16 protein-coding genes are annotated in these 23,115 nt (G+C 34.7%); 6 read left to right on the top strand and 10 right to left on the bottom strand.

All coding sequences use genetic code 11. The features are described 5' to 3' along the window. The first annotated feature begins 135 nt into the window (after window positions 1-135). Together GR162_RS16005 and GR162_RS16000 are read left to right on the top strand one after the other, a co-directional pair. Complete coding sequence (locus tag GR162_RS16005; protein WP_160782959.1) at window positions 136-618, top strand: regulatory protein RecX; 483 nt, start codon at window positions 136-138, stop codon at window positions 616-618. A gap of 406 nt (window positions 619-1,024) precedes the next feature. After that, window positions 1,025-5,281, top strand: a complete 4,257-nt coding sequence (locus GR162_RS16000; protein WP_160782958.1) for an Ig-like domain-containing protein — start codon at window positions 1,025-1,027, stop codon at window positions 5,279-5,281. A gap of 45 nt (window positions 5,282-5,326) precedes the next feature. Here the strand turns inward: GR162_RS16000 and GR162_RS15995 are convergent, their stop codons facing one another. The 10 genes from GR162_RS15995 to GR162_RS15950 form a co-directional block, all read right to left on the bottom strand. After that, entirely contained in the window at window positions 5,327-6,490 is a 1,164-nt protein-coding gene (locus GR162_RS15995) for a pyridoxal phosphate-dependent aminotransferase family protein (protein ID WP_160782957.1), read from the bottom strand. A gap of 73 nt (window positions 6,491-6,563) precedes the next feature. After that, on the bottom strand, window positions 6,564-7,202 hold the full coding sequence (locus GR162_RS15990) for an NAD(P)-dependent oxidoreductase (RefSeq protein ID WP_160782956.1): 639 nt from the start codon (window positions 7,200-7,202) through the stop codon (window positions 6,564-6,566). Window positions 7,203-7,376: 174 nt separating this feature from the next. Further along, the gene (locus tag GR162_RS15985) at window positions 7,377-7,889 is read right to left on the bottom strand and encodes a hypothetical protein (RefSeq protein WP_160782955.1); all 513 of its coding nucleotides are present in this window, start codon (window positions 7,887-7,889) and stop codon (window positions 7,377-7,379) included. Window positions 7,890-7,951: 62 nt separating this feature from the next. Then, on the bottom strand, window positions 7,952-8,233 hold the full coding sequence (locus GR162_RS15980; RefSeq protein ID WP_160782954.1) for a F0F1 ATP synthase subunit epsilon: 282 nt from the start codon (window positions 8,231-8,233) through the stop codon (window positions 7,952-7,954). A gap of 96 nt (window positions 8,234-8,329) precedes the next feature. Next, complete coding sequence (atpD, locus tag GR162_RS15975) at window positions 8,330-9,841, bottom strand: F0F1 ATP synthase subunit beta (protein ID WP_008465465.1); 1,512 nt, start codon at window positions 9,839-9,841, stop codon at window positions 8,330-8,332. A gap of 235 nt (window positions 9,842-10,076) precedes the next feature. Next, a complete protein-coding gene (locus GR162_RS15970; protein WP_160782953.1) occupies window positions 10,077-11,546 on the bottom strand; it encodes an SGNH/GDSL hydrolase family protein in 1,470 nt (489 codons plus the stop codon). An 85-nt stretch (window positions 11,547-11,631) separates the two neighbouring features. Beyond that, on the bottom strand, window positions 11,632-14,421 hold the full coding sequence (locus tag GR162_RS15965) for a TonB-dependent receptor domain-containing protein (RefSeq protein WP_160782952.1): 2,790 nt from the start codon (window positions 14,419-14,421) through the stop codon (window positions 11,632-11,634). Window positions 14,422-14,731: 310 nt separating this feature from the next. Then, complete coding sequence (glmS, locus tag GR162_RS15960; RefSeq protein WP_160782951.1) at window positions 14,732-16,582, bottom strand: glutamine--fructose-6-phosphate transaminase (isomerizing); 1,851 nt, start codon at window positions 16,580-16,582, stop codon at window positions 14,732-14,734. A gap of 9 nt (window positions 16,583-16,591) precedes the next feature. Then, window positions 16,592-18,229, bottom strand: a complete 1,638-nt coding sequence (locus GR162_RS15955) for a DUF4270 domain-containing protein (protein ID WP_160782950.1) — start codon at window positions 18,227-18,229, stop codon at window positions 16,592-16,594. A gap of 21 nt (window positions 18,230-18,250) precedes the next feature. Beyond that, the gene (locus GR162_RS15950) at window positions 18,251-19,057 is read right to left on the bottom strand and encodes a glycogen/starch synthase (protein WP_008465476.1); all 807 of its coding nucleotides are present in this window, start codon (window positions 19,055-19,057) and stop codon (window positions 18,251-18,253) included. A gap of 77 nt (window positions 19,058-19,134) precedes the next feature. Between GR162_RS15950 and panC the strand changes: the two genes are divergently transcribed. From panC to radA, 4 genes are all read left to right on the top strand, one after another. Further along, window positions 19,135-20,013 (top strand): pantoate--beta-alanine ligase, encoded by an 879-nt coding sequence (panC, locus tag GR162_RS15945; RefSeq protein ID WP_160782949.1) that lies wholly within the window; start codon window positions 19,135-19,137, stop codon window positions 20,011-20,013. Window positions 20,014-20,027: 14 nt separating this feature from the next. Next, window positions 20,028-20,378: an aspartate 1-decarboxylase gene (gene panD / locus GR162_RS15940; protein WP_008465481.1), complete on the top strand. Its 351-nt coding sequence runs from the start codon at window positions 20,028-20,030 to the stop codon at window positions 20,376-20,378. Window positions 20,379-20,583: 205 nt separating this feature from the next. Continuing rightward, on the top strand, window positions 20,584-21,738 hold the full coding sequence (locus GR162_RS15935; protein WP_160782948.1) for an alpha/beta hydrolase: 1,155 nt from the start codon (window positions 20,584-20,586) through the stop codon (window positions 21,736-21,738). Next, window positions 21,738-23,099 (top strand): DNA repair protein RadA, encoded by a 1,362-nt coding sequence (gene radA, locus GR162_RS15930; protein ID WP_111377621.1) that lies wholly within the window; start codon window positions 21,738-21,740, stop codon window positions 23,097-23,099. The genes GR162_RS15935 and radA overlap by 1 nt, the downstream gene beginning before the upstream one ends. Window positions 23,100-23,115: the final 16 nt, after the last annotated feature.

The raw sequence follows: 23,115 nt of genomic DNA, 5'->3' as shown, positions 1-23,115 counted from the left end.
TTAAAATTCCGTACAAAAATATTTAAATTAGCCTAATACACAAGGTTATAATTTATTTCTTTTTATAAAATATTAACAATTTTCAGAATTAATTTATAACTATTTGACCAATATTTGATTTAAACGTTAAAATGCATGAAAAAGCCGACGAATAACACTTTTACCATCAAAGAAGCTTTACAAAAGTTAGAGCATTTTTGTGCCTATCAAGAACGTTGTCATGATGAAGTAGTTGATAAGTTATACAGCCTAAAAATGACTCGTGATGAGATTGACAGTATTGTCGTACAGCTCATTGAGGGAAATTTTCTAAACGAAACCCGCTTTGCCTGCAGCTTTGCAAGAGGCAAACATCGAATTAAGCATTGGGGAAAAATCAGGATTACTAACGAACTTAAAGCAAGAAATATTTCTTCTACAAATATCACCTTGGCTTTGAAAGAAATTTCCAACGAAGAATATTTTGAGACTTTTGAAAATCTAGCAGAAAGATGCTGGAATAATATCTTAGAAACCAATCTTCTTAAAAAACGTAAAAAGTTCTGCGACTATATGTTGCGAAGAGGCTACGAAAGTAATCTTGTGTACGAAAAAGTTAAGGAACTAGAAGAAAACTAAATTACCTTTTATCTTAAAAAAGTGCCTTTTTATCCTTTCCAAACTATTTTGATTTTTGCCAAAAAGTCATTAAAAAATCACCCTTTCAAACTAAACAACTTTTGGTTATAAAATATTCCATTTTTGCAGAATTTATAGCAAACTAGACGTTTTTCAGTCTAAAACTTCAAAAAACTGTTTAAAAAAAACAAAATTAACACGATTATTCCTTCAATAATATTGAGAATTTTATAAGAATAATTGTCTAACATTAAAATTTTTAATGTGCTTCATCGAGTATTTTTTTAGTTCATCGATTATATCGGGGTTCTTAAAACCACGCCAATATTCAGTTCGTAAATGTATATACCTTTGTTTGGTTCGGAAGTCCTATGCCAGCATAACAAATTGATAAAAAACATTTAGCATGAAAAAAACTCTACTTTTATTCTTATTATTGCCTTTTTTTGGATTTGCTCAAACTGCTTTAGTAAAATGGGACGCAGCAAATTCTGGCAATAGATATGCTCCTGTTCCAATAGGAACAATTAACGCTTCTGATTTATCAGCAACGGTAAATAATATATATGACTCTAATAATGCTGCAAACACTTTTTTTGCCAGTAGTGGCTGGCCAACACCTCTAAACAAAGGCGGCCAATATGATCCGACAAAGTATATACAATTTGCTCTGGGGCCTAAAGCAGGAAACAAGGTAAATTTAAGCACATTCACTTTTGAATGTAAATCTCCAGGTTCTCAAAAATATACAATTAAATATTCCAAACAATCTGACTTCTCATCTGGTGTTTTTAATCTTCTTACAGCAACATCAGTTACAAGTGATTGGATACAATACACATTGAATTTTTCTGAAGAAATAAACCCTGTTCTACCTACTGAAAAAGTTTATGTTAGAATTTATGCTTATTACACTAATAACGACTTCCAAATCAAAACTGGAAACGGAAATATTGTACCTACCATCAATGGTGAAGTATTAAGCTTTGATGCTACCAAAATATTAGCCATCAACGATTACGTTACCACTACGAAAGATGTAGCAGTTAATATAAATCCGCTAAGCAATGACGTAAACAAAGCCAATGTAAATACTTTGGTTATTTCTACACCACCGTCTGCTGCCGAAGGAACTGCAATAATTAATCCTGATAAAACTATAACTTTTAATCCCGCTGCTGGATTTATTGGCACTTCTGTTTTCAACTACACTATCTCAAATGCAACAGAAACATCTACAGGAACCGTAAAAGTAACGGTAAACCAAGACACAACAGATTTTCTATCGCTTTGGGATGGAGCCGATGACACTTTTAATCCCGTAACCAAACAATATGTGGACCCAAACTCTCCAATTACAAAGGCGGGTACTAACATAAGTTTAGATTATATATTTCAAAACCCAAATAATGCATTTTTTCAAACTAACGGCTGGCCTACTCCTTCTTATAACCCCAATATTCTAGATAAGGCAGATGAAACTAAGTACATTCAATTTAAAATCGCACCCGATTCTAAACACAAATTAAATCTTAAACAATTTAATTTTACTTACCGAGGAAAAAATCAAAAGTTTCTTGTAAAATATTCTAAGAATCCAGATTTTACGAATGGTGCTCAGACATTAATACCAGAAAGTAATGCTGCCTCATCATGGACACCATTAACCAATAATATTGCATCAGGACTAAACACCCTATCACCTGGAGAAACCCTGTACATTAGATTTTATGTTTATGCTAGTAACAATACTTTTGAAATTAAAAATGGTAATGGAAGTCCAGAAGGTCCAGTAATCACAGGAACAATCGAAGATGTTTTTACCTTAACAGCAAAAAATGATATTGTTTCAACTCCATCAAATCAGGCTGTAACAATTCCTATTTTAGATAATGATGTTATTGGCGGCTATCCTTTAGAAACCATAACGGTAACACAACCTAACAATGGCACTGTAACTGTAAATGGTCTTAACAACATCACCTTTACACCTGCAGCCAATTTTACTGGATCTGCAACGTTTACATATACTCTTAAGAATACCAATTCTAATTATTCTTCTGCTACCGTAACCATTAATGCTACAGCACCTGTTTGCAATCTAGTTGGTGACCAAATTAAATATGGAGACAATAAATGGATAGGATATGTGTACAAAACAACAACTTTGCCACCAACAGACCCAGATCCTGCAACGCCCACGACCATTCCGATTTTAAACATGACCTATATTGGACAAGTTGAAGAAAACAAACTATTTAATCGCGATATTGCACAAGGAACTGTTACTGGGTTAAATGCGCAGTTATGTGAATCTCCTTCGGACTATTTCTTTGTTCGTTATAAAATGAAAGCCAAAGTTGATGTAACAGGCACTTATAATATTACCGTTGGAGGCGATGATTATTACCGTTTGTATTTAACCACAGCTTCTGGTACTACCAAAATAATTGATCAATGGTCTGGTGTAAATTATTCACAAAAGGCAGTAAATATGCAATTGACTGCTGGCGTTGAGTATACTTTTGACTTAGAATATTATGAAAAAACAACCGATTCCAGAATACAGTTTTCAATGGGCTTAATAGCAGGAAGTAATACTGCACCCTATGCTTTCGGAGATAATTTGTGGAAAGTTTACGGATTTACTACCGCAGATAATGGAAATAATTTTACAATTCCACAAAACAGCTATGCGGGATATTATAGTGTTAATCCTGTAAACATTAATACTACAGACTCATTTGCTCTTGCAGAATCACCTTCTTTTAATCCTGCTGTATCTGGCTGGCAAGGCGCCCCTGTGCCTCAAGATTATTTTACTTTGGTTTATAAAAGACAAGGATTCCCTTGCGGAACCTATCAAATACAAATTACAAACTGCGATGATCAAGTACAAATTTTCATTGATGATGAAAACGCTACCACTCCAGTTTACACTTCGCCAGGAAACATTAATGATAATGCGCCTGTAAACAACGCATTATCTAGTCCAAGAGTTTTAGGCAAAAACTCTAAAGTTGAAATTCGTCTAAAAGATTACAAACAAAGTGCAAGACTGAATTTGAATTTTATTAAAATTGAAACAAATTACAACGGTGCAGCTACCCCAAATGGAAGCTCTTTAGTAATCAATTCAAATACACAATTAACATCTGATCTTACAGTATGCTCTTGTAAAATAAACGATAAAGTTACATTAACAGTTCCAAAAGATATAACCTTAACCGTTGATGAGGACATAAATATTCTTGGAGAAGGAAAACTACTGATTTTAGATGGAGGATCATTGCTTCAAACTTCAACAGCCAAAAATATGCTTACGGGAAGTGCAAAAGCTTTTGAAATACAAAGAACAACCAATGTAGTTCGTTACGATGTAACATATTGGTCATCACCCGTAATCGGTTTGTCTATGCATGATTTGTCTCCAGAAACTTTGTATGACAAATATCATTATTGGAATGCAACTACCACAAAATGGGTTCCTAGCTACTATGGTCAAAAAGTTATGGAAGCAGGATACGGATACAGTATTAGAGCGCCACAAACATATGATTTGGCAACTCCAAGCAATTTTACTGCGAAATTCACAGGAGTTCCAAACAATGGAAACATCCAAATCCCAATTATAAGCGGAAAATTAAATTTATTAGGTAACCCTTACCCATCTTCTATTGATGCTGAAAAGTTCATTCTAGACAATGGAGATGTTGGACCTTTATATTTTTGGTCACATAATACTCCCCCGAAAAAAATCGAGGGAACAAATACATTTACTTATGATAGCGCCGATTTTGCTGTTTTCACATTAATGGGACAAACACAACCATCTCCAAAAGGACAGGTTCCTAACGGTTATATTGCTACTGGACAAGGATTTTTTACTCAGCCAAATGTAAGTTCTATTTTATTTACAAACGAACAAAGAGTTAAAGCCAAAAACACTACATTCTTTAAGACGACTGAAAAAACAGGCCAAATCGAAAAAAATCGTTTATGGCTAAACTTGACGAATTCTCAAGGCGCGTTTAAGCAAATGCTTATTGGATATGCAACTGGAGCAACCAATAATTTAGATTATAATTATGACGCCACAACAATGGGAAGCAACTCCTATATTGATTTTTATAGTATCAGCGAAGCTAAAAAACTAACCGTTCAAGGCCGTGCCTTACCCTTTGATAATTCTGACCTTGTCCCTATTGGTTATAAAAGTACTGTTGAAGGCGATCTTACAATTTCAATTGATCACGCTGACGGATTCTTTAATACTCAGGCGGTTTATCTAGAAGACAAAACAACAGGTATTATAACTGACTTGCGCACTTCTAATTATACTTTTAAAACAGCTATTGGAACCTTTACAGATCGTTTTGTCCTTCGCTATACAAACAAAACCTTAGGCACTGATGATTTTGAGAATTTAAAAGATGGAGTTTTAGTTTCTGTAAAATCAAAAGCAGTAAATGTAACTAGCGGAACTGAAAACATTAAAGAAGTACAAATCTATACCATTGGTGGTCAAATGCTTTATAATAAAACTAAAGTTGACACAAAAGAATTAGAGATTAAAAACTTATATTCTGGCAATCAAGTTTTATTAGTAAAAGTGATTCTAGAAAACAACAGTGTAGTCACAAAGAAAATCATATATAACTAAAAACAAGAAACCCATCGTAAAGATGGGTTTCTTGTTTTATTCTATTTAAACGAACTTGAATCCTTGCACACAATCAAAAACAAAATCTCTAACCAATTCCAAAACTTGGTTAATTTCTTCTTGCGAATTATAACTGTGAATACAAAAACGAAGACGTTCTTGTCCTTCTGGAATAATCGGAGAAAGAATAGAATGAACATCAAATCCTCTATCCTGAAGTTGCTGTGATAACTCGTTCACATTATTATTTCCTGGAATAATAGCAGAATGTATTGGAGATTTACTATGAACAAACATTGGCTTTAGTCCTAACAAATTTTTCTGCTGATTGAAAAATATAATATTCTGACGAAGCTTTTCAATAGCAGCTTTTTCTATTTCCAATTGCTGGTATGCAGTAAAAATTGTCGCAACAGTATGAGGAGACAAAGCAGTTGAATATATAAAACTTCGAGCAAAATTGACCAGATAATCTCTTAGCTCTATACTTCCTAAGATTGCCGCACCTTGACATCCCAGAGCTTTTCCAAAAGTTACAATTCTAGCAAAAATTTTATGATGCAACTTTAGATACTGACTTAAACCTTCCCCTTTTTCTCCAAAAACTCCCAAAGCATGAGCTTCATCAACAACCAAATAACAATTGTGTTTTTGAGCAAGCTGTACTAAATCTTCTAAATTTGGGCTATCACCATCCATAGAAAAGACCGTTTCAGTTACAATGTAAATTATTTTATCTGGAAGTTTAAGAATATACTTTTCCAAATCTTCAAAATCATTGTGAACAAAGGAATATGATTTTGCTTTAGACATTGCAATTCCATCTTTTATAGAAACATGACACAATTCATCATACAAAACAACATCGTTTTCTTGCGGTACAGTGCTAAAAAATCCCAAATTGGCATCATAACCCGAATTGAAAATTAAAGCTGATTCTACCTCATGAAATTGCGCTATAAAACTCTCTGCAATTTGATATAGCAAATGGTTTCCTGTGGTCAATCTTGAACCTGTAGCTCCATTTTGAAAAATCTCATTTTCTAACAAATAAGCATGAGTATGCTTGTAAATAGTTTCTGATTTAGAAAATCCTATATAATCATTAGAAGAGAAATCAATCAGATTATTAAATACAGGTAATTTTCTAAACAGATTTTCTTGTTTAGATCTTTGTATTTTACGTTTAAGATTTTCATGCAATTCCATATAAACAAAGTTAGGCAATTCCTATTAGAATAAAATAAACGGCAGATTATAGGGAATCCGCCGTTTTTCTAAATTAAATGGCACTAATAAAAGGGGATTGCCTAATGTAATTTGACTCAACCATCTCTTTTACTAAAAACTTCGAAATGTCCAATGCTGTAATTTTATCTCCCAAACAATCTTCGAGATTTACAGAGATTTCATTACTCTCATCAGAAAAAACAATTAACGGAACACGAACTTGTGTCCAATCAATCTTACTGCTGCTTAAAAGATCATAAGTGAATTGTCGGTCTTTCTGGATTTCAGGAAAATTAGTTTTCATCCAGTCCGTCGCCATAATTGTTTTGAGGCTCTTTTTATCAAATGGGGTATCGATATTTAGTCCTGCTAAAAGCAAATATCTTTGAATTCCATATGCATCCATAGCATTCAAAACATTTTTTGTCGCCCCACTTGCCACCATCGGTTCTCCCATTCTCTGACCGATAGTATTTATTACAGCTTGACAATCTCCGAGTAATAAACTTACAGATTCCTCACTAAGAGCATCTCCCTTAATGATTTCTATTTTTGAATTTTGAATGGTAAAATTGTCCGGATTTCTTAATAGAAGTTTTACACTAAATCCGTTTTTCAATAACTGTTTTACAAGGTATTTTCCTGTTCTTCCACCGCCGCCTAGAACTGCGACTTTTAATATATTTTTCATATATATTCTTTATAAAATTTGACATAAAAAATTTTGTTCCATCATTATGGATGAAACAAAGTGCAAAAGCTTATTGAGCTTTCACAATTGATCAAATATTTTATAAAGAGATTTTGATACTTCAAAAGTAAGAAAATAAAAAAAGCCAGACAATACTGTCAAGCCTTCAATTTATTACACCTGTTTTTTCGCTACCCATTTAAAATTTCCTTTTTCAGTAGCATCAAGCACATCAACTTCTAATCCATTGGCTATTTTTAACGCATAACTAAATGCTGATTTTAAATCTAAATGAACTGAAATAGATTTTTTCTTGGTTTCAGATTGCCAAATATATATTTCAAAGTCTCGATCTGAATAATTTTTAAACACTGATACATACTGTACATCTTCAAAAATAAAATCTTTACATAATGGAATCTTAAAAAGAGTAAAATTAAACCTAACTGTTTTCAACTTTGCATTTGCATAAACTCTTTTCGTAAAAGTCAGTCCAACTGCACAGACAAACATAAAAAAAGTCGCTAAAACAAATTTCAAAGCTTCGTTTACTTTTCCAGAAGAAAAGAGATCTATAGTTTTAAAAACCATTGAAATAGTAAAATAATATAGTGGCAATGCAATCAAAAAATGCCAAAATGGCCTCTCTGAGACATAAACCAGTTTATTAAAATCTCTTTCTTTCATTTACCAAAATTAAAAAAAGCCAGACAATACTGTCTGGCTTTTCAGCTTATTTTGAAATTGTATTAATCAACTAATACAATTATCTTATTGTTTTTCATTTCGATTGTTCCTGACTTAATTTGCAAAGTATAAGTTTGGTCATTCACTCTCGTAAACTTATCAGCAGCCTCTTTAGAAAAACTGAAGCTTGGAGCTGCAATTTTAATTGTTCCCTCTTCTAAAATTGAAACAATTGGGGCGTGATGATTTAAAATCTGAAAGCTTCCATTAACTCCTGGTAAGCTAACTGATGTTACCTCTCCTGAAAATAATTTCGCTTCTGGTGATACTATTTCTAAAATCATAACTGTTTTTTAAAATTCCAAATTATAAAATTCCAAATCCCAATCTTGGAATTTGGAATTTTTATTTTTTTGATTTTATCAAGCTCTGCTTGATTATTATGCTTCAGCTAACATTTTCTCTCCAGCTTCGATTGCGTCTTGAATAGAACCTTTCAAGTTGAAAGCTGCTTCTGGAAGGTGATCTAACTCACCATCGATGATCATGTTAAATCCTTTGATAGTATCTTTAATATCAACTAACACACCTGGGATACCTGTAAATTGCTCTGCTACGTGGAAAGGCTGAGACAAGAAACGTTGTACACGACGTGCTCTTGCTACGGCAAGTTTATCTTCTTCAGATAACTCCTCCATACCAAGGATCGCGATGATATCTTGTAATTGTTTGTATTTTTGAAGAATTTCTTTTACTCTTTGTGCACAATTATAGTGCTCATCTCCTAAGATGTGTGGAGTTAAAATTCTTGAAGTAGAATCTAACGGGTCAACCGCAGGATAGATACCTAACTCAGCAATTTTACGAGACAATACAGTTGTAGCATCTAAGTGCGCGAAAGTTGTAGCTGGCGCAGGGTCAGTTAAGTCATCCGCAGGAACGTAAACCGCTTGTACAGATGTAATAGATCCTTTGTTTGTAGATGTAATACGCTCTTGCATAGCTCCCATCTCAGTTGCTAATGTTGGTTGGTAACCTACCGCAGATGGCATACGTCCTAAAAGTGCTGATACCTCAGAACCTGCTTGTGTAAAACGGAAGATGTTATCAACGAAGAATAATACATCTTTTCCTTGGTCTGATCCAGCTCCATCACGGAAATACTCAGCGATAGATAATCCTGAAAGTGCTACACGAGCACGAGCTCCAGGTGGCTCATTCATTTGTCCGAAAACGAAAGTAGCTTTAGACTCTCTCATTCCTGGCATATCTACTTTAGATAAATCCCATCCTCCATTTTCCATAGAGTGCATGAAATCTTCACCGTATTTAATAATTCCTGACTCTAACATCTCACGAAGCAAGTCATTTCCTTCACGTGTTCTTTCACCTACTCCAGCGAATACTGAAAGTCCACCGTGACCTTTTGCGATATTGTTGATCAACTCCTGAATCAATACTGTTTTACCTACTCCAGCACCACCAAACAATCCAATTTTACCTCCTTTTGCATAAGGCTCAATCAAATCGATTACTTTAATACCTGTAAATAAAACTTCAGATGAAGTTGATAAATCTTCAAATTTTGGTGCTGGTCTGTGGATTGGCAAACCGTTCTCTCCTGATTTTGGCAAATCACCTAAACCGTCAATTGCATCTCCAACAACATTAAATAAACGTCCATATACGTCTGGACCGATTGGCATTTGGATTGGGCTTCCTGTTCCAACTACCTCATATCCTCTAGACAAACCGTCTGTAGAGTCCATAGAGATTGTACGAACAGTGTTTTCTCCAATGTGAGATTGTACTTCTAGAACTAAGATAGTTCCGTCTTTTTTAGTGACTTCTAGTGAATCATAAATTTTTGGAAGTTCAACATCTTTACCGTTGAAAACTACGTCAACTACTGGTCCAATGATTTGAGCAACTTTTCCTATTACTTTTGACATTACTTATGTATTTATTAAATAGCTATTTAGGTTTATCGAAAATACCTCTTTTTTCAGAGCGCAAAGATAATTTTTTAAAATATAAAATCAATTTTTTTTTCATAAAAAATAGCATGATTTTGTTTGATTCATAAAACTTGCTTAAAAAATAACTAAAACGGCATTTTTTTAATAAAAGAAAAAACCGCTGCATTCTTAAAAATGAGCGGTTTTTAAAACTAAAAAAATGGTGTTTTTATGGAAGCGTTGCCGGATATTGAATTGGGTATTGCGCCAAATCGACATGACGGAGCGTTGAACCATACTTTTCATTTATTGCATCAATAAAGATATTTGCAATTAACCCATAACCTCTTGCACTTGGATGTACCCCATCCAAAGAAAATGCTCCTCCAGTTACATATGTAGAGGACATTACGAAATTTCCAAATCGAACGCCACCGCTTGACAACTGTGTCATCGTATTTACTGTATTTACAAATGCCAAACCTTTTTCGTCAGCAATTGCTTTTATAGCTAGATTATAGGCATCAGTTGCTTTTTTCACTTCATTAACTTCGTCTTTTGTCAAAACCCAATTGTCTGCTAAAGGCACCGAGAGCCCATTAACTTTTGTTGGATCTCCACCCACGGTTGTTCCAATAAATGTTCTTGCAGACAATACAACCAAATCTTCTTTCGTAGCTTGTCTATAAGACGGAATTCCATATGCTGAAAGGTTAGTAAGATAGCTATCCACAACAACCACTGCATTATTTCCCGCCTTGAAGTTTATGGTTCTACGTGTTGCTTCTTCTGCCGACAAGAGCTTTTTTTCAACCATTTGCTGCAAACCTCCATTATAAGCTGCATAACCTGCATTTAATTGAGCAGCCAAAGCCGCAGTAAGCGGAGCTGGATTATAAGGAACAGTTGTAAAATATGGCAAAGTTGTAATGTAAGGTAAATTTGCCACAACTCCTTTCGCACCATTAGCTGTTAAGGCCGCAACCAAATTAGAATAAATAGTTTTAAATACTGTTGGATCTGTAATATCATTGCTTCCGTAAGTCGCCGGATTCATATTTCCAGTCTGATCTTTACCAATACCTCCAGAAGTAGCATAACTCAAAACATCATTTCCTCCAATAAAAAGAGAAAAGAATGTTGGAGCTTGAGCCACAGCATCTGCCAAAACAGTAGTTGTAGCCGAACTAGAAAATCTTGCAAAATAAGGATTCGCAGCTCCTGTAGCTACACCCGCTACGTTTCCGTAACCCGGCGCAACCAAATGATAGCTTTTTGCGCCTGGAACACCCATATTATTAAATGTGCCCGTTAAGTGCGATGTTATCTCTGTTGTCGGTTTGCCAGAAACATTTACTGGAGCTTGTCCATTAAAATAAAGCCTTGTTCCTGCCACAACATTGCCTCCTAACAATAAACCTCCAATGTTATCATTCATAAGTGGCTGTGTAAAAGCACCACCACCTGCCGCAACAAATTGCTGCGCCAAAATATTCACATATGAATTCTCTTGTCCTTTTTTAAATAATGCGTTATCGCTGTAACCTGCAGCAAAAGAATCACCTAGTGCCACATATTTAGTTAAAACCGCAGACCCGGGAGTTACAGGAACTTCTTCTGGAGCATTATTATCGTCACTATTACAAGCTGCCATAAAGGTTAACGAAACCAGCAACAGCATTTTTATATTTTTTTTCATGTTAGTACTTTTTAAATTATTACCTCTTCATTTTTCAAATAGCTCCAAAGAAGAAACTATTCCAAATTCACATAAATAATTAGTTTTATGGATTAATTGTCCATGAAGCAAACCACATTTGGCCAATCATACCTGCTCCAATAACCTGAAGATAATCTGACCCGAAAAGATTTGTTGCTCCAACTTTAATAACCGATTTCCATTTCGGAATAGCATAATTCACCTGAGCATCCAAAACTGTGTTTTCCGGAATCATACCATCTCCAAAAGAAGACTCCCATAAGTACTCAGAATTCCATCTTACATTAACATTAAAACCTAAATTTTTAATCACTTTTGCATTTCCTAAAGAAGCTTTGATTCTATGTTTTGGAGTATTGAACCCAGCAACGAAATCCGGATCATCCGCTTGATTGAAATCAAACTGAGAGTAGTTATAATTTACACCCACTTCAAAATCTTTGTAAACCTTCTTAGATAATCCCGCTCCAAAACCAAAAGAAGAAATTCGAGCAGTTGTATTAGTATAAACCTGATACACTCTTCTATCGCCAAATGCAAGAGCTTGGTAAGTTTGCTGTACAGCAGGATTTGTTGGATCTGTCCCAACAGTTCCATAATAAGGAGAGATAACCCTCGCAGTATTCATGAAATCATTATAAATATTATAGTAAGCATTCAAATCTACCGATAAATCATTTTGCACAACTGTACGGTATCCTGCCTCAAAAGCCTGAACTTGCTCTGGCTTTACCAAACCAATATCTGCAATTTGAAGATCTCCAGGATTAGCAGACGCCGCAAAAGCTTGAACAGAAGCTACTGTATATGCATTGTGATAAGCATTTTGCCCCGACATTCCAATTGTCGCTGGCTGTCCTGCCGCTTGTCCTGCAGCACTCACATTTACTGTTTCCTGAAAACGGTCTAAGTTTTCTGGAGCCGAACCAATTAATGCAAACGGCCCTAAATCTAAACCAATATATTGATCTTGTGTAGTCGGATTACGGAAACCTGTTTGATAAGACAATCTAAAATTATGATTTTTTGATGCCCCCGCAGAATATACAAATGAAATTCTTGGTGAAATATTTCCATCAAAATTCTGACTCTTATCATAACGTAAAGATCCTGTAAACTTCAATCTGTCGTCTAAGAATTTTTTCTGCAATTGAGCATAAGCTCCATATTCTTTATATTCGATCGGACCATCATAATCTGTAAAAATAGTTCCTTCAGAATCCATTACATATTTTCTCCATGAACCTCCGACTTGAACTTCTGCCCATTTGATAATATCTCTAAAATTATAGTTCACATCTGAGTGATATAATTTAGAATGGTCAATAAACTTAGCTCCTTGAGTCAAATCTGGATTTGCCACTACAGTCGCCAAAGCACTATTAAACTGAGCACTTCCTGGCTCGAATCTTGGAGAACCTGTTGGCTTTGGAATAAATGATATTTGTGCAGGCAATACATTATAATCTGCAAAGTTTCTTGCAATCTGTGCTGACTCATTTGCATTTGTTCCCATAACCGCACCAGCATATTGATAAGCTGTTGCATAATTTGTAAACCATTCTTGATCAGATTTAGCCGCTCTGTTAACATTCCAGGCCGCAAATCTCATATCATACGAATTTCCAGCATCTTCACTTGTAAAATACACTCTACCAAAAAAGTTTTTCCCTTTTACCTCAAATTTACCTTGCTGCATTAAGAAATCTTTCAAAGCATATCTATTTGCTCCTTGATAAATTGTACTTCCAGTACCAATTTTATATTGAAGTATAAATTCTGTATCATCTGCCCAAGGCTTAATATGAGCGCTAAAATCAGCTTTCATACTTTGAACCTTATTATCTGTTAAGTCTTGCTCACGATATCCCGTTCTACTAACCTGCCCAACGTTTGGGATAAATGTAGTAACCTCGTCACCATAAATATTCAAACCATCATAATTCTGATTCATTGCATGCCCAACCGAACCTCCTGTCATACTTCTAGTATCATTCGCAATCCATTCAGAAGCTTCCATGTAAGTAAAATTAGCTTTCATTGCAAAATGCTTTGTAAAAGCTTTTGCTGCTCTAATTCCAAAATCATTATAATCATTTGTTCCTGCAGCGTCTTGGCTTGTTTGTCCATATTTATAGTAAACACTTATTCCTTCATTTGTAAAAGGGCTTTTACTAGTCATAAACATAATCCCGTTGAAAGCATTTGCCCCATAAAGCGCTGAAGACGCACCAGGCAAAAGCTCCACACTAGCAACATCAATATCTGACACCCCAATAAGATTTCCTAAAACAAAGTTTAATGCCGGAGATGAATTATCCATTCCGTCTACCAATTGCATGAAACGAGTATTAGCTACTGTAGCAAAACCACGAGTATTTACAGATTTAAAAGAAATACTACTAGTATTAAAGTTTACCTCTTTCAAATTTTCTAAACCATCATAAAAAGTGGCGGCTGTCGTGTTTTTTATCTCCTGAAGACCCATACGTTCAATTGTAACTGGCGATTCAATTACACGTTCAGGCGTTCTAGATGCAGAAACTACAATTTCATCCAATTTCGTTTCCTCATCTTTAAGCACTACAATTAATTTTTGATTTGCCGCTGTCACATTAATTGTTTTTGATTCAAACCCGATAGCTGAAACTTTAACAGAAAAAGGGAGTTTGGCATTTGTTGTCAATTTAAATGTCCCGTCGAAATCAGTGGATGCTCCACTATTATCACCGACCACAACAACATTGGCACCAGGAATAGATTGCTTGTTACTATCTGTAACCGAACCTGTGATTGTATTCTGCGCAAAAGATACTCCGCTGAATAACAACATAATTAGCAAGTAGACTCTCATTAGGGTTAGTTTTATTGTTAGTATATATAGCCAAAATACATAAATATTTTAATATGTATAAAAAAATGTTAAATAAAATTGATATTTATCATTGTTTTATACAATATTTTAACTATTCACTAATTCATTTTATTAAAATAAAAACAAAGAAAAACTACAGAAAAACCAGTTTACTATGCATACATATAAATTTTTATCAAAAAACTGAAAAATTCATAAAAATACATATGCTCAAAAAAATTTTTGACAATAAAAAAAAGCGAGACTTAAATCTCGCTTTTTTAACATAATTGTATTTTAAAAATAGAATTTATTCTACTGTTACCGACTTCGCTAAGTTACGAGGCTGGTCAACATTACAACCTCTCATTACAGCTATGTAATAAGAAAGCAATTGCAACGGAATTGTTGTAACTAATGGCGATAATGCATCTGAAGTTTCTGGAATTTCGATTACATAATCTGCCAATTCGCGAACTTGAGTATCACCTTTTGTAACAACGGCTATAATTTTACCGCTTCTTGATTTAATTTCCTGAATGTTACTTACAATTTTATCGTAGTGCCCTTGTTTAGGAGCAATAACAATAACGGGCATAAACTCATCAATTAAAGCAATCGGACCGTGTTTCATTTCTGCAGCTGGATAACCTTCTGCATGGATGTATGAAATCTCTTTTAATTTCAATGCACCTTCTAAGGCTACAGGGAAATTATATCCTCTGCCTAAATAAAGGCAGTTTGGCGAATCTTTAAACGCAGCAGCAATTTCTTTCGCTTTATCATTTGTTTCTAACGCCTCAGAAACTTTATCTGGAATGATTTCTAATTCTTGAAGATAAGTATGGAAATCTGTATTTGACAAAGTCCCCTTTGCCTTTCCTAAACGTAAAGCAATCATCGTCAGAACTGTAATCTGAGTAGTAAATGCTTTTGTAGAAGCTACTCCAATTTCTGGTCCTGCGTGTGTATAAGCACCTGCATGGCTTTCTCTAGAAATAGAAGAACCTACCACGTTACAAACTCCAAATACAAACGCTCCATTTTCTTTTGCCAATTTAATAGCCGCCATAGTATCTGCAGTTTCACCAGATTGTGAAATCGCAATAACCACGTCATCTTTATTTATAATTGGGTTTCTATATCTAAACTCAGAAGCATATTCTACCTCTACAGGAATACGGGTAAACTCCTCAAAGATATACTCAGCAACTAAACCTGCATGCCAAGAAGTTCCACACGCTACGATTAGAATACGTTTTGCATTTAAGAATTTCTCCAGATTATCTTCAACCCCAGCCATCTGAACAATTCCTTCATTTGCATGAAGTCTTCCTCTGTAAGTATCTTTAATTACACTTGGCTGCTCGTAGATTTCTTTAAGCATGAAATGATCATAGCCTCCTTTTTCAATCTGCTCCAAGTTCATTTGAAGTTCTTGAATATAAGGATCAACTAAAGAGTCATCCTGAATTTTTCTAATTTTAATTGGCTTATGAAGTCTAATATTAGCCATTTCGCCATCTTCTAAATAAACTGCATTAGAAGTATATTCAATAAATGGTGAAGCATCAGACGCAACAAAATATTCTCCTTCTCCAACTCCAATTGCCAACGGACTTCCTAATCTTGCCGCTACAAGTTCGTTTGGATTCTTTTTATCAAAAACAGCAATTGCATACGCACCAACAACTTGGTTTAATGCAATCTGAACCGCTTTACCTAATTTAATATTTTCTTTCTTTTGAACCTCTTCTATTAAATTAACTAAAACTTCAGTATCCGTATCCGATTTAAAAGTATAACCTCTTTTGATAAGCTCCTCTTTCAAAGGTGCATAATTCTCAATAATTCCGTTATGAATGATTGCCAAATCTCCAGAATTAGAAAGATGGGGATGAGAATTCACGTCATTTGGAACCCCGTGAGTTGCCCAACGCGTGTGTCCAATTCCAATAGTTCCATTTGTTGTAAAACCTTCATTGGCTTTAGCCTCAAGATCAGAAACCTTTCCTTTTGTTTTGCAAACTTTAATGCCTGACTCTTCGTCATATAGCATAACACCGGCACTGTCATATCCTCTGTACTCAAGACGCTTCAAGCCCTTAATTACAATTGGATATGCGTCTCTATGACCGATATATCCAACAATTCCACACATATATATTTATTAATTTGGTTTCGTGTAGTACACTTCAAGCTTCAATCTTTTATCTTCCGGAACAGATGCAGATGCTTTTGAACCATATAAGATTGTACCCAAAGGATTCATAATTGATGTTCTCGGCACCGCCGATATGATATCATTTTTATTCTTTAACGCATTAAAAGTAAGCGTTGTTGCGCTTTGAGAAACCACCAGTCCTAAATCAACATTTTTAGCCGTCGCATCTTTAATCAAGTTACGAATATGGCCTGTGATTCTAATTTTATAACTTTTCCCTCTTTTATCAGATCCGACAGTAATCAGCCCTCCATAAGTCGAAGAAGCATCTGTAGAATAATCCGCTAAGACGGCATTATTTGTCAAATTATACAAATACACTCTATTTGGTTCTTCTGTTCCAGCCATTTTATCAGCATCAATATAGAATACCAAGTTAGCTTCGTTAACCTTCCAATTCTTTACCGTAGCATTACTCCTCATTTCATCCAATTGATCAGGAACACCGTTTGCTCCGCTTACTGGCTCGCCTTTAGAATTATAACTTAAAACATCCGTCTGATTAAAAAGCTTTACAACGGCTAAAGATCCTTGCCCGCCTTTTAAATAAAGTTTTTCGTCACCATCCGTTTTATTTACATTTGTAGTTATAGCACTCGCAAAATCTGGGTTTCGGACATCTTCAAGAAAATTGGCCGTACTCGTGGTCGCTGACGAAAGACCCTTTAAGTTCAAAACGATTGTCTTATCTTCTGTAGCATTGGCATCATCTGTTGTAGACTCTGTTTTAGCTTTGTATTTGATTGTAATCTTACCTTCGCTAAAATTCATCAGAGCCATATTAGCAGGATTTGATCCAGATCTTTCAACATTAAAATACAAACCTCTAAAATACTCTTGAAAAACATCCTCTGCTGAAAGTTTCGAAGTAGCTGCGTTTAATATTTTACTTTGGAAAAAATCCTTATTAAGCTGTAACGTCATCTGAGGTTTCTTTCTTTCAGTCGTTTCTTTTTTAGTATCAGGATCAATTGTTTTTGTGACAATTTCTTTTGCATCAAAAAAGAACTCATCATTTTGCAAGATATCTCCATCGTTCAATCTCGCTCCTACTTTTTTATTATTAAATTCAGCATTTTGATCTGTATAATAAAACTGTGGCAATTGACTACCACCGCTAAAGTAACTAGTTCTCATTTGAATTCCAGACTCATAAACACTTAACTTCAGTTTCCCATTTTTATCTCCATAAATAGAATCTAGTTCATATGTACTATTTCCTTCATTATCTGTAGCTGTTACGTGACTGTAATATGGAATTTCAAGCACAGCACTTTCAATTACAGGAGACTCTCCAATTGTTGGAGAATAAGAAACAAGTCCTACTTGAGTTACAAAATTTGCAGTCGTTGTCCCAAAAAGCGGATTATCAAAAATACCAAGAGCATTTGGTGTCATACCATTCGACTGAACAGGAGTAACTTCTTGATTAAAAGCTAAAACATCATATTTTTCAGATTCAAGTCCAAAGTGATCATCTCCAACCAAACCGTCACCAATTGCATTAAAATCTTTGTCACAAGAGTATAGAAAAATAGCCATTACAGCCAAAAGAGTTTTCTTAAAAAAAGAAGTTTTATACATGTCTAATAATAAAATTAAAATTTAAAGTCCAAATGTTCTGTAGAAATTTGTGTAAGCGTCAGCAAATCCATCTTTCCCGGCGAAAGGTAAAAAAGGTTTTCCTGAAGATTCTATAAATTTTGTTAAACTTGGAGAAACATTTTCTGATGCAATAATAACACCATCAGAATGTAAGATGCTAGCTTTTAAAACATTCTCGTAATTTGGAGTTTCTAAATCTGACACCGCTTCATGAGGAACACCGTCAAATTTAACTTTATTGATCATTTCTAAATCTAAATTTTCATCAAACGATTGTCCGTAAACAGAAGTGATGATTTTAGTTTCAGAAAACAATGCTTCATGCTTATAATAATGCTTCATATAAATTGGAAGCATTGCTGCAAGCCAGCCGTGAACATGTATAATATCTGGAACCCAGTTTAACTTTTTAACCGTCTCTACAACACCTTTTGCAAAGAAAATGGCTCTTTCGTCATTATCAGGGTACAAAGCGCCTTCTTCATCTGTAAAAGTGGCTTTGCGTTTGAAATATTCGTCATTATCTATAAAATAAACCTGGATTCTTTCTTTAGGAATCGATGCTACTTTAATAATCAATGGCATGTCTAAGTCATTCACTACCAAATTCATCCCTGAAAGTCTAATCACTTCATGCAATTGGTGTCTTCTCTCATTGATATTCCCATATCTTGGCATGAAAATTCTTATCTGACCGCCTTGGTCATTAATCATTTTCGGAACGTCATAAGACATTAAAGAAACCTCATTTTCAGCCAAATAAGGCACGACTTCAGATGATACGTATAATATCCTCTTATCTTTCATAATAGTATTTTACTTAATTTTGGTAATAAAAACGTCGCAAAATTACAAAAATTTATGCAGTTTATAACTAATATATTATGTTTGCACTAAATTTTAATAATACCTCAATGCATATTTTCTACAGTAAAGCAGCGTTGATAGCCTATCTTAAAACTATCAAAACCGCAAATTCAACTATCGGATTTGTACCAACAATGGGCGCTTTACACCAAGGACATTTGGCTTTAATGCAACGTTCGCTAAAAGAAAACGACGACACAGTAGTGAGCATTTTTGTCAATCCAACACAGTTTAACAACCCGGAAGATTTAGCAAAATATCCTAGGACACTAGAAGAAGATGTTAAGAAAATGCGTACATTAAGTGACAAAATCATTTTATACGCTCCTTCTGTTGATGATATTTATGAAGGAAATACCGTTTCGCAAACTTTTGATTTTGACGGATTAGAAAACCAGATGGAAGGAAAATTCAGGCCTGGTCATTTTAATGGCGTTGGAACAATCGTAAAAAGACTTTTTGAAATTGTAACGCCAACAAATGCTTATTTCGGAGAAAAAGATTTTCAGCAGCTTCAAATTGTTAAAAAATTAGTCGAAAAAACAGGATTACCGGTAAACATTGTGGGATGTCCTATTTTTAGAGAAGAAAATGAGCTGGCAATGAGTTCACGTAATGAACGTTTAACATCTCAGGAAAGAAAAGATGCTTCGATCATCTACAAGACCTTGACTGAAGCAAAAGAGATTTTTCAAAATAATAGCCCGCAAGAAACAATAGAATTTGTGGAAAATTCTTTCAAAGGCAACAAAGAATTTGAACTGGAATATTTCGTTATTGCTGACGAATCTACACTTTTACCTATCAATCAAAAAGAGAATGGCAAAAAATATCGCGCATTTATAGCGGTATTTGTTAATTCTATAAGACTGATAGACACCATTTCATTAAATTAATCTAACTTTGCATCATGCAAATTCAAGTTATAAAATCAAAAATTCATCGTGTTAAAGTAACTGGAGCCGATTTAAATTATATTGGCAGCATTACTATTGATGAAACATTACTAGAAGCTTCAAATATAATTGAAGGCGAAAAAGTATCTATTGTTAACATTAACAATGGCGAACGTTTTGAAACTTACGCTATTAAAGGCGAGAAAAATTCAGGCGAAATCACTTTGAATGGTCCAGCTGCAAGAAAAGTTCAGAAAGATGACATCATCATTATCATTTCTTACGCAACATTGGACTTTGAAGAAGCGAAAACCTTCAAACCATGGATTATTTTCCCTAATGAAAATGACAATTCTCTAACCTAAATCAATTCTTTCTTTTTAAGAATTTACTTTCTTTGTCAAAAGCTATTTTTGCACAAAGTATTCTTCTTTTGTCTCAATCCAAAAATGATTCTGACGCTAAAACATTGTGCTTCAATTTTTGCCCCATTTAAGAAAGAAGCAAATAAAATAGTATATTGCTACACTATTTTCCAATACTTTTTAATTTACTGAAATGCCACAAATCATGAAAAAAGTTTACCTACTGACACTTTTGATTTCGTTCTCGTCGTTTGCCCAAAAAACGTTCGATAATATTAAATCAGAAAAACTGGGAGAAGAACGTAGAATTACGATTGGACTTCCTGCTTCTTATGAAGCAAACAAAGACAAAAAATATCCTGTTCTTTATTTATTGGATGGAGATTACTTATTTGATCCGTTTTCTGGAGCCGTAAGCTATGGAACTTATTGGGATGATATTCCAGAAATGATTATCATCGGAATTCATCAAAACAAAGATGAAGAACGCTACGATGACACAACAATTGATCAAAATGAAGGTCTTCCTTTTGAAAAAGGAGCAAAATTTTTCGAATTTATTGGAGCAGAATTAATTCCATACATTGAAAAAAAATACCGCACCTCGCCTTTCAGACTAATTGCTGGTCATGATGTAACGGCAAGTTTTGCTAATTTTTATTTGTACAAAGAAATTCCGCTTTTTAATGCCTACATCTGTCTAAGCCCAGAGCTTGCCCCAAAAATGGAAGTGCGTATTGCGGAGAAGTTTGCCAAAATAAAAAGCCCAATTTTCTATTATCTTTCTGCTGGAGAAGGTGATATTAAGAAAATTAAAGAACCAATAGACAAATTAAACAGCAATATTAAAATTGCTAATAATCCGTTAGTGAATTATAAATATGATGTATTCAAGGGCGCAACACATTATACAGAAGTTTTGCATTCTATACCAAGTGCATTGTACCAGATTTTTGAAGTATACAGACCTATAAATTCTGCCGAATACAACGACAAAATTGCGGTTCTTCAAACAGGTTATGCCGAATATTTAGAAAAAAAATACGCTGCAATGTCTGAAGTTTTAGGAGTCCAAATTCCTGTTCGAATGAGCGATTTCAAAGTAATGGAAAATCTTATTCTAAAAAGAAACGCCTACGATGAGCTAGGAAAAATGGCCGAAATTGGAAATACACATTACCCGAAAGCCATGTTGGGAGAATATGAATTAGGTTTGATGTACGAAAAAATGGGTGATCCTAAACATGCTTCAAAAAAATACCAAAACGCTTCACAAATGGAGCCAATTGGCGATTTGAACAAAGACTTGATGTATGAGAAAATTGACGAAATGAATACACTTGCTAAAAAAAGTAAATAATGTCAAAAGTTAAAACTTCCTTTTTCTGCCAGAACTGCGGAACCCAATATGCCAAATGGCAAGGGCAATGCAACGCGTGCAAAGAATGGAATACGATTGCCGAAGAAATTATCCAGAAACAGGATAAAGTGGCTTGGAAAAGCGAGCCTACTCCAACAAGCAAAGCGCCAAAGCCTTTAAAAATTAACGAAATTGATTCCACACAGGAAGTCCGCATGGATACTACCGACGGCGAATTGAATCGAGTTTTGGGTGGCGGACTTGTTCCTGGATCTTTAACGCTTTTGGGCGGTGAGCCTGGCATCGGAAAAAGTACACTTTTACTTCAAGTTTCGTTAAAATTACCTTATAAAACATTATACGTTTCTGGAGAAGAAAGCCAGAAACAGATAAAAATGCGTGCAGAAAGAATTACGCCAAACAGCGACAACTGCTATATTCTTACTGAAACCAAAACGCAAAACATCTTCAAACAGATTGAAACCATTCAACCTGAAGTAGTCATAATCGACTCGATTCAAACTTTGCACACTGACTACATCGAATCGACTGCAGGAAGCATTTCTCAGATTCGTGAAACCACTGCAGAACTAATCAAATTTGCCAAAGAAAGTAATATTCCTGTAATTTTGATTGGCCATATCACTAAAGACGGAAATATCGCAGGACCAAAAATTTTGGAACACATGGTTGATACCGTTTTGCAGTTTGAAGGCGATCGAAACCATATTTACCGAATTTTACGTTCGCTTAAAAACCGTTTTGGTTCAACATCTGAACTTGGAATTTACGAAATGCTGGGAAGCGGTTTACGCGAAGTAAGCAATCCTTCCGAAATTCTGATTTCGCATAAAGACGAAGAACTTTCGGGAACTGCAATTGCCACAACTCTTGAAGGAATGCGTCCGTTAATGATCGAAATCCAATCTTTGGTCAGCACCGCAGTTTACGGAACACCACAGAGAAGCACAACAGGCTACAATGCCAAAAGACTAAACATGATTTTGGCAGTTCTGGAAAAAAGAGCCGGATTTCGCTTAGGCGCAAAAGACGTTTTCTTAAATGTAACTGGCGGAATTTCTGTTGATGATCCTGCAATTGACTTGGCTGTTGTTGCCGCAATTTTATCTTCTAATGAAGATATTCCGGTTGGAAAAGGTTTCTGTTTTGCTGGCGAAGTCGGACTTTCTGGTGAAATTCGTCCTGTAAACCGAGTAGATCAACGCATTCAAGAAGCTGAAAAATTAGGTTTCGACACTATTTTTGTTTCTAAATACAACAAAATTGCTTTAAAGAATACTGGAATTAAAATTGAACTTGTTGCAAAAATTGAAGATGTTGCAAGCATACTTTTTGGCTGATTTCAAATACCCTCTC

It is taken from the genome of Flavobacterium sp. HBTb2-11-1 (assembly GCF_009826975.1).
Taxonomy (GTDB): Bacteria; Bacteroidota; Bacteroidia; order Flavobacteriales; family Flavobacteriaceae; genus Flavobacterium.
Note: the sequence above shows the minus strand (reverse complement) of the source record. Positions and strands in the feature narration are given on the sequence as shown.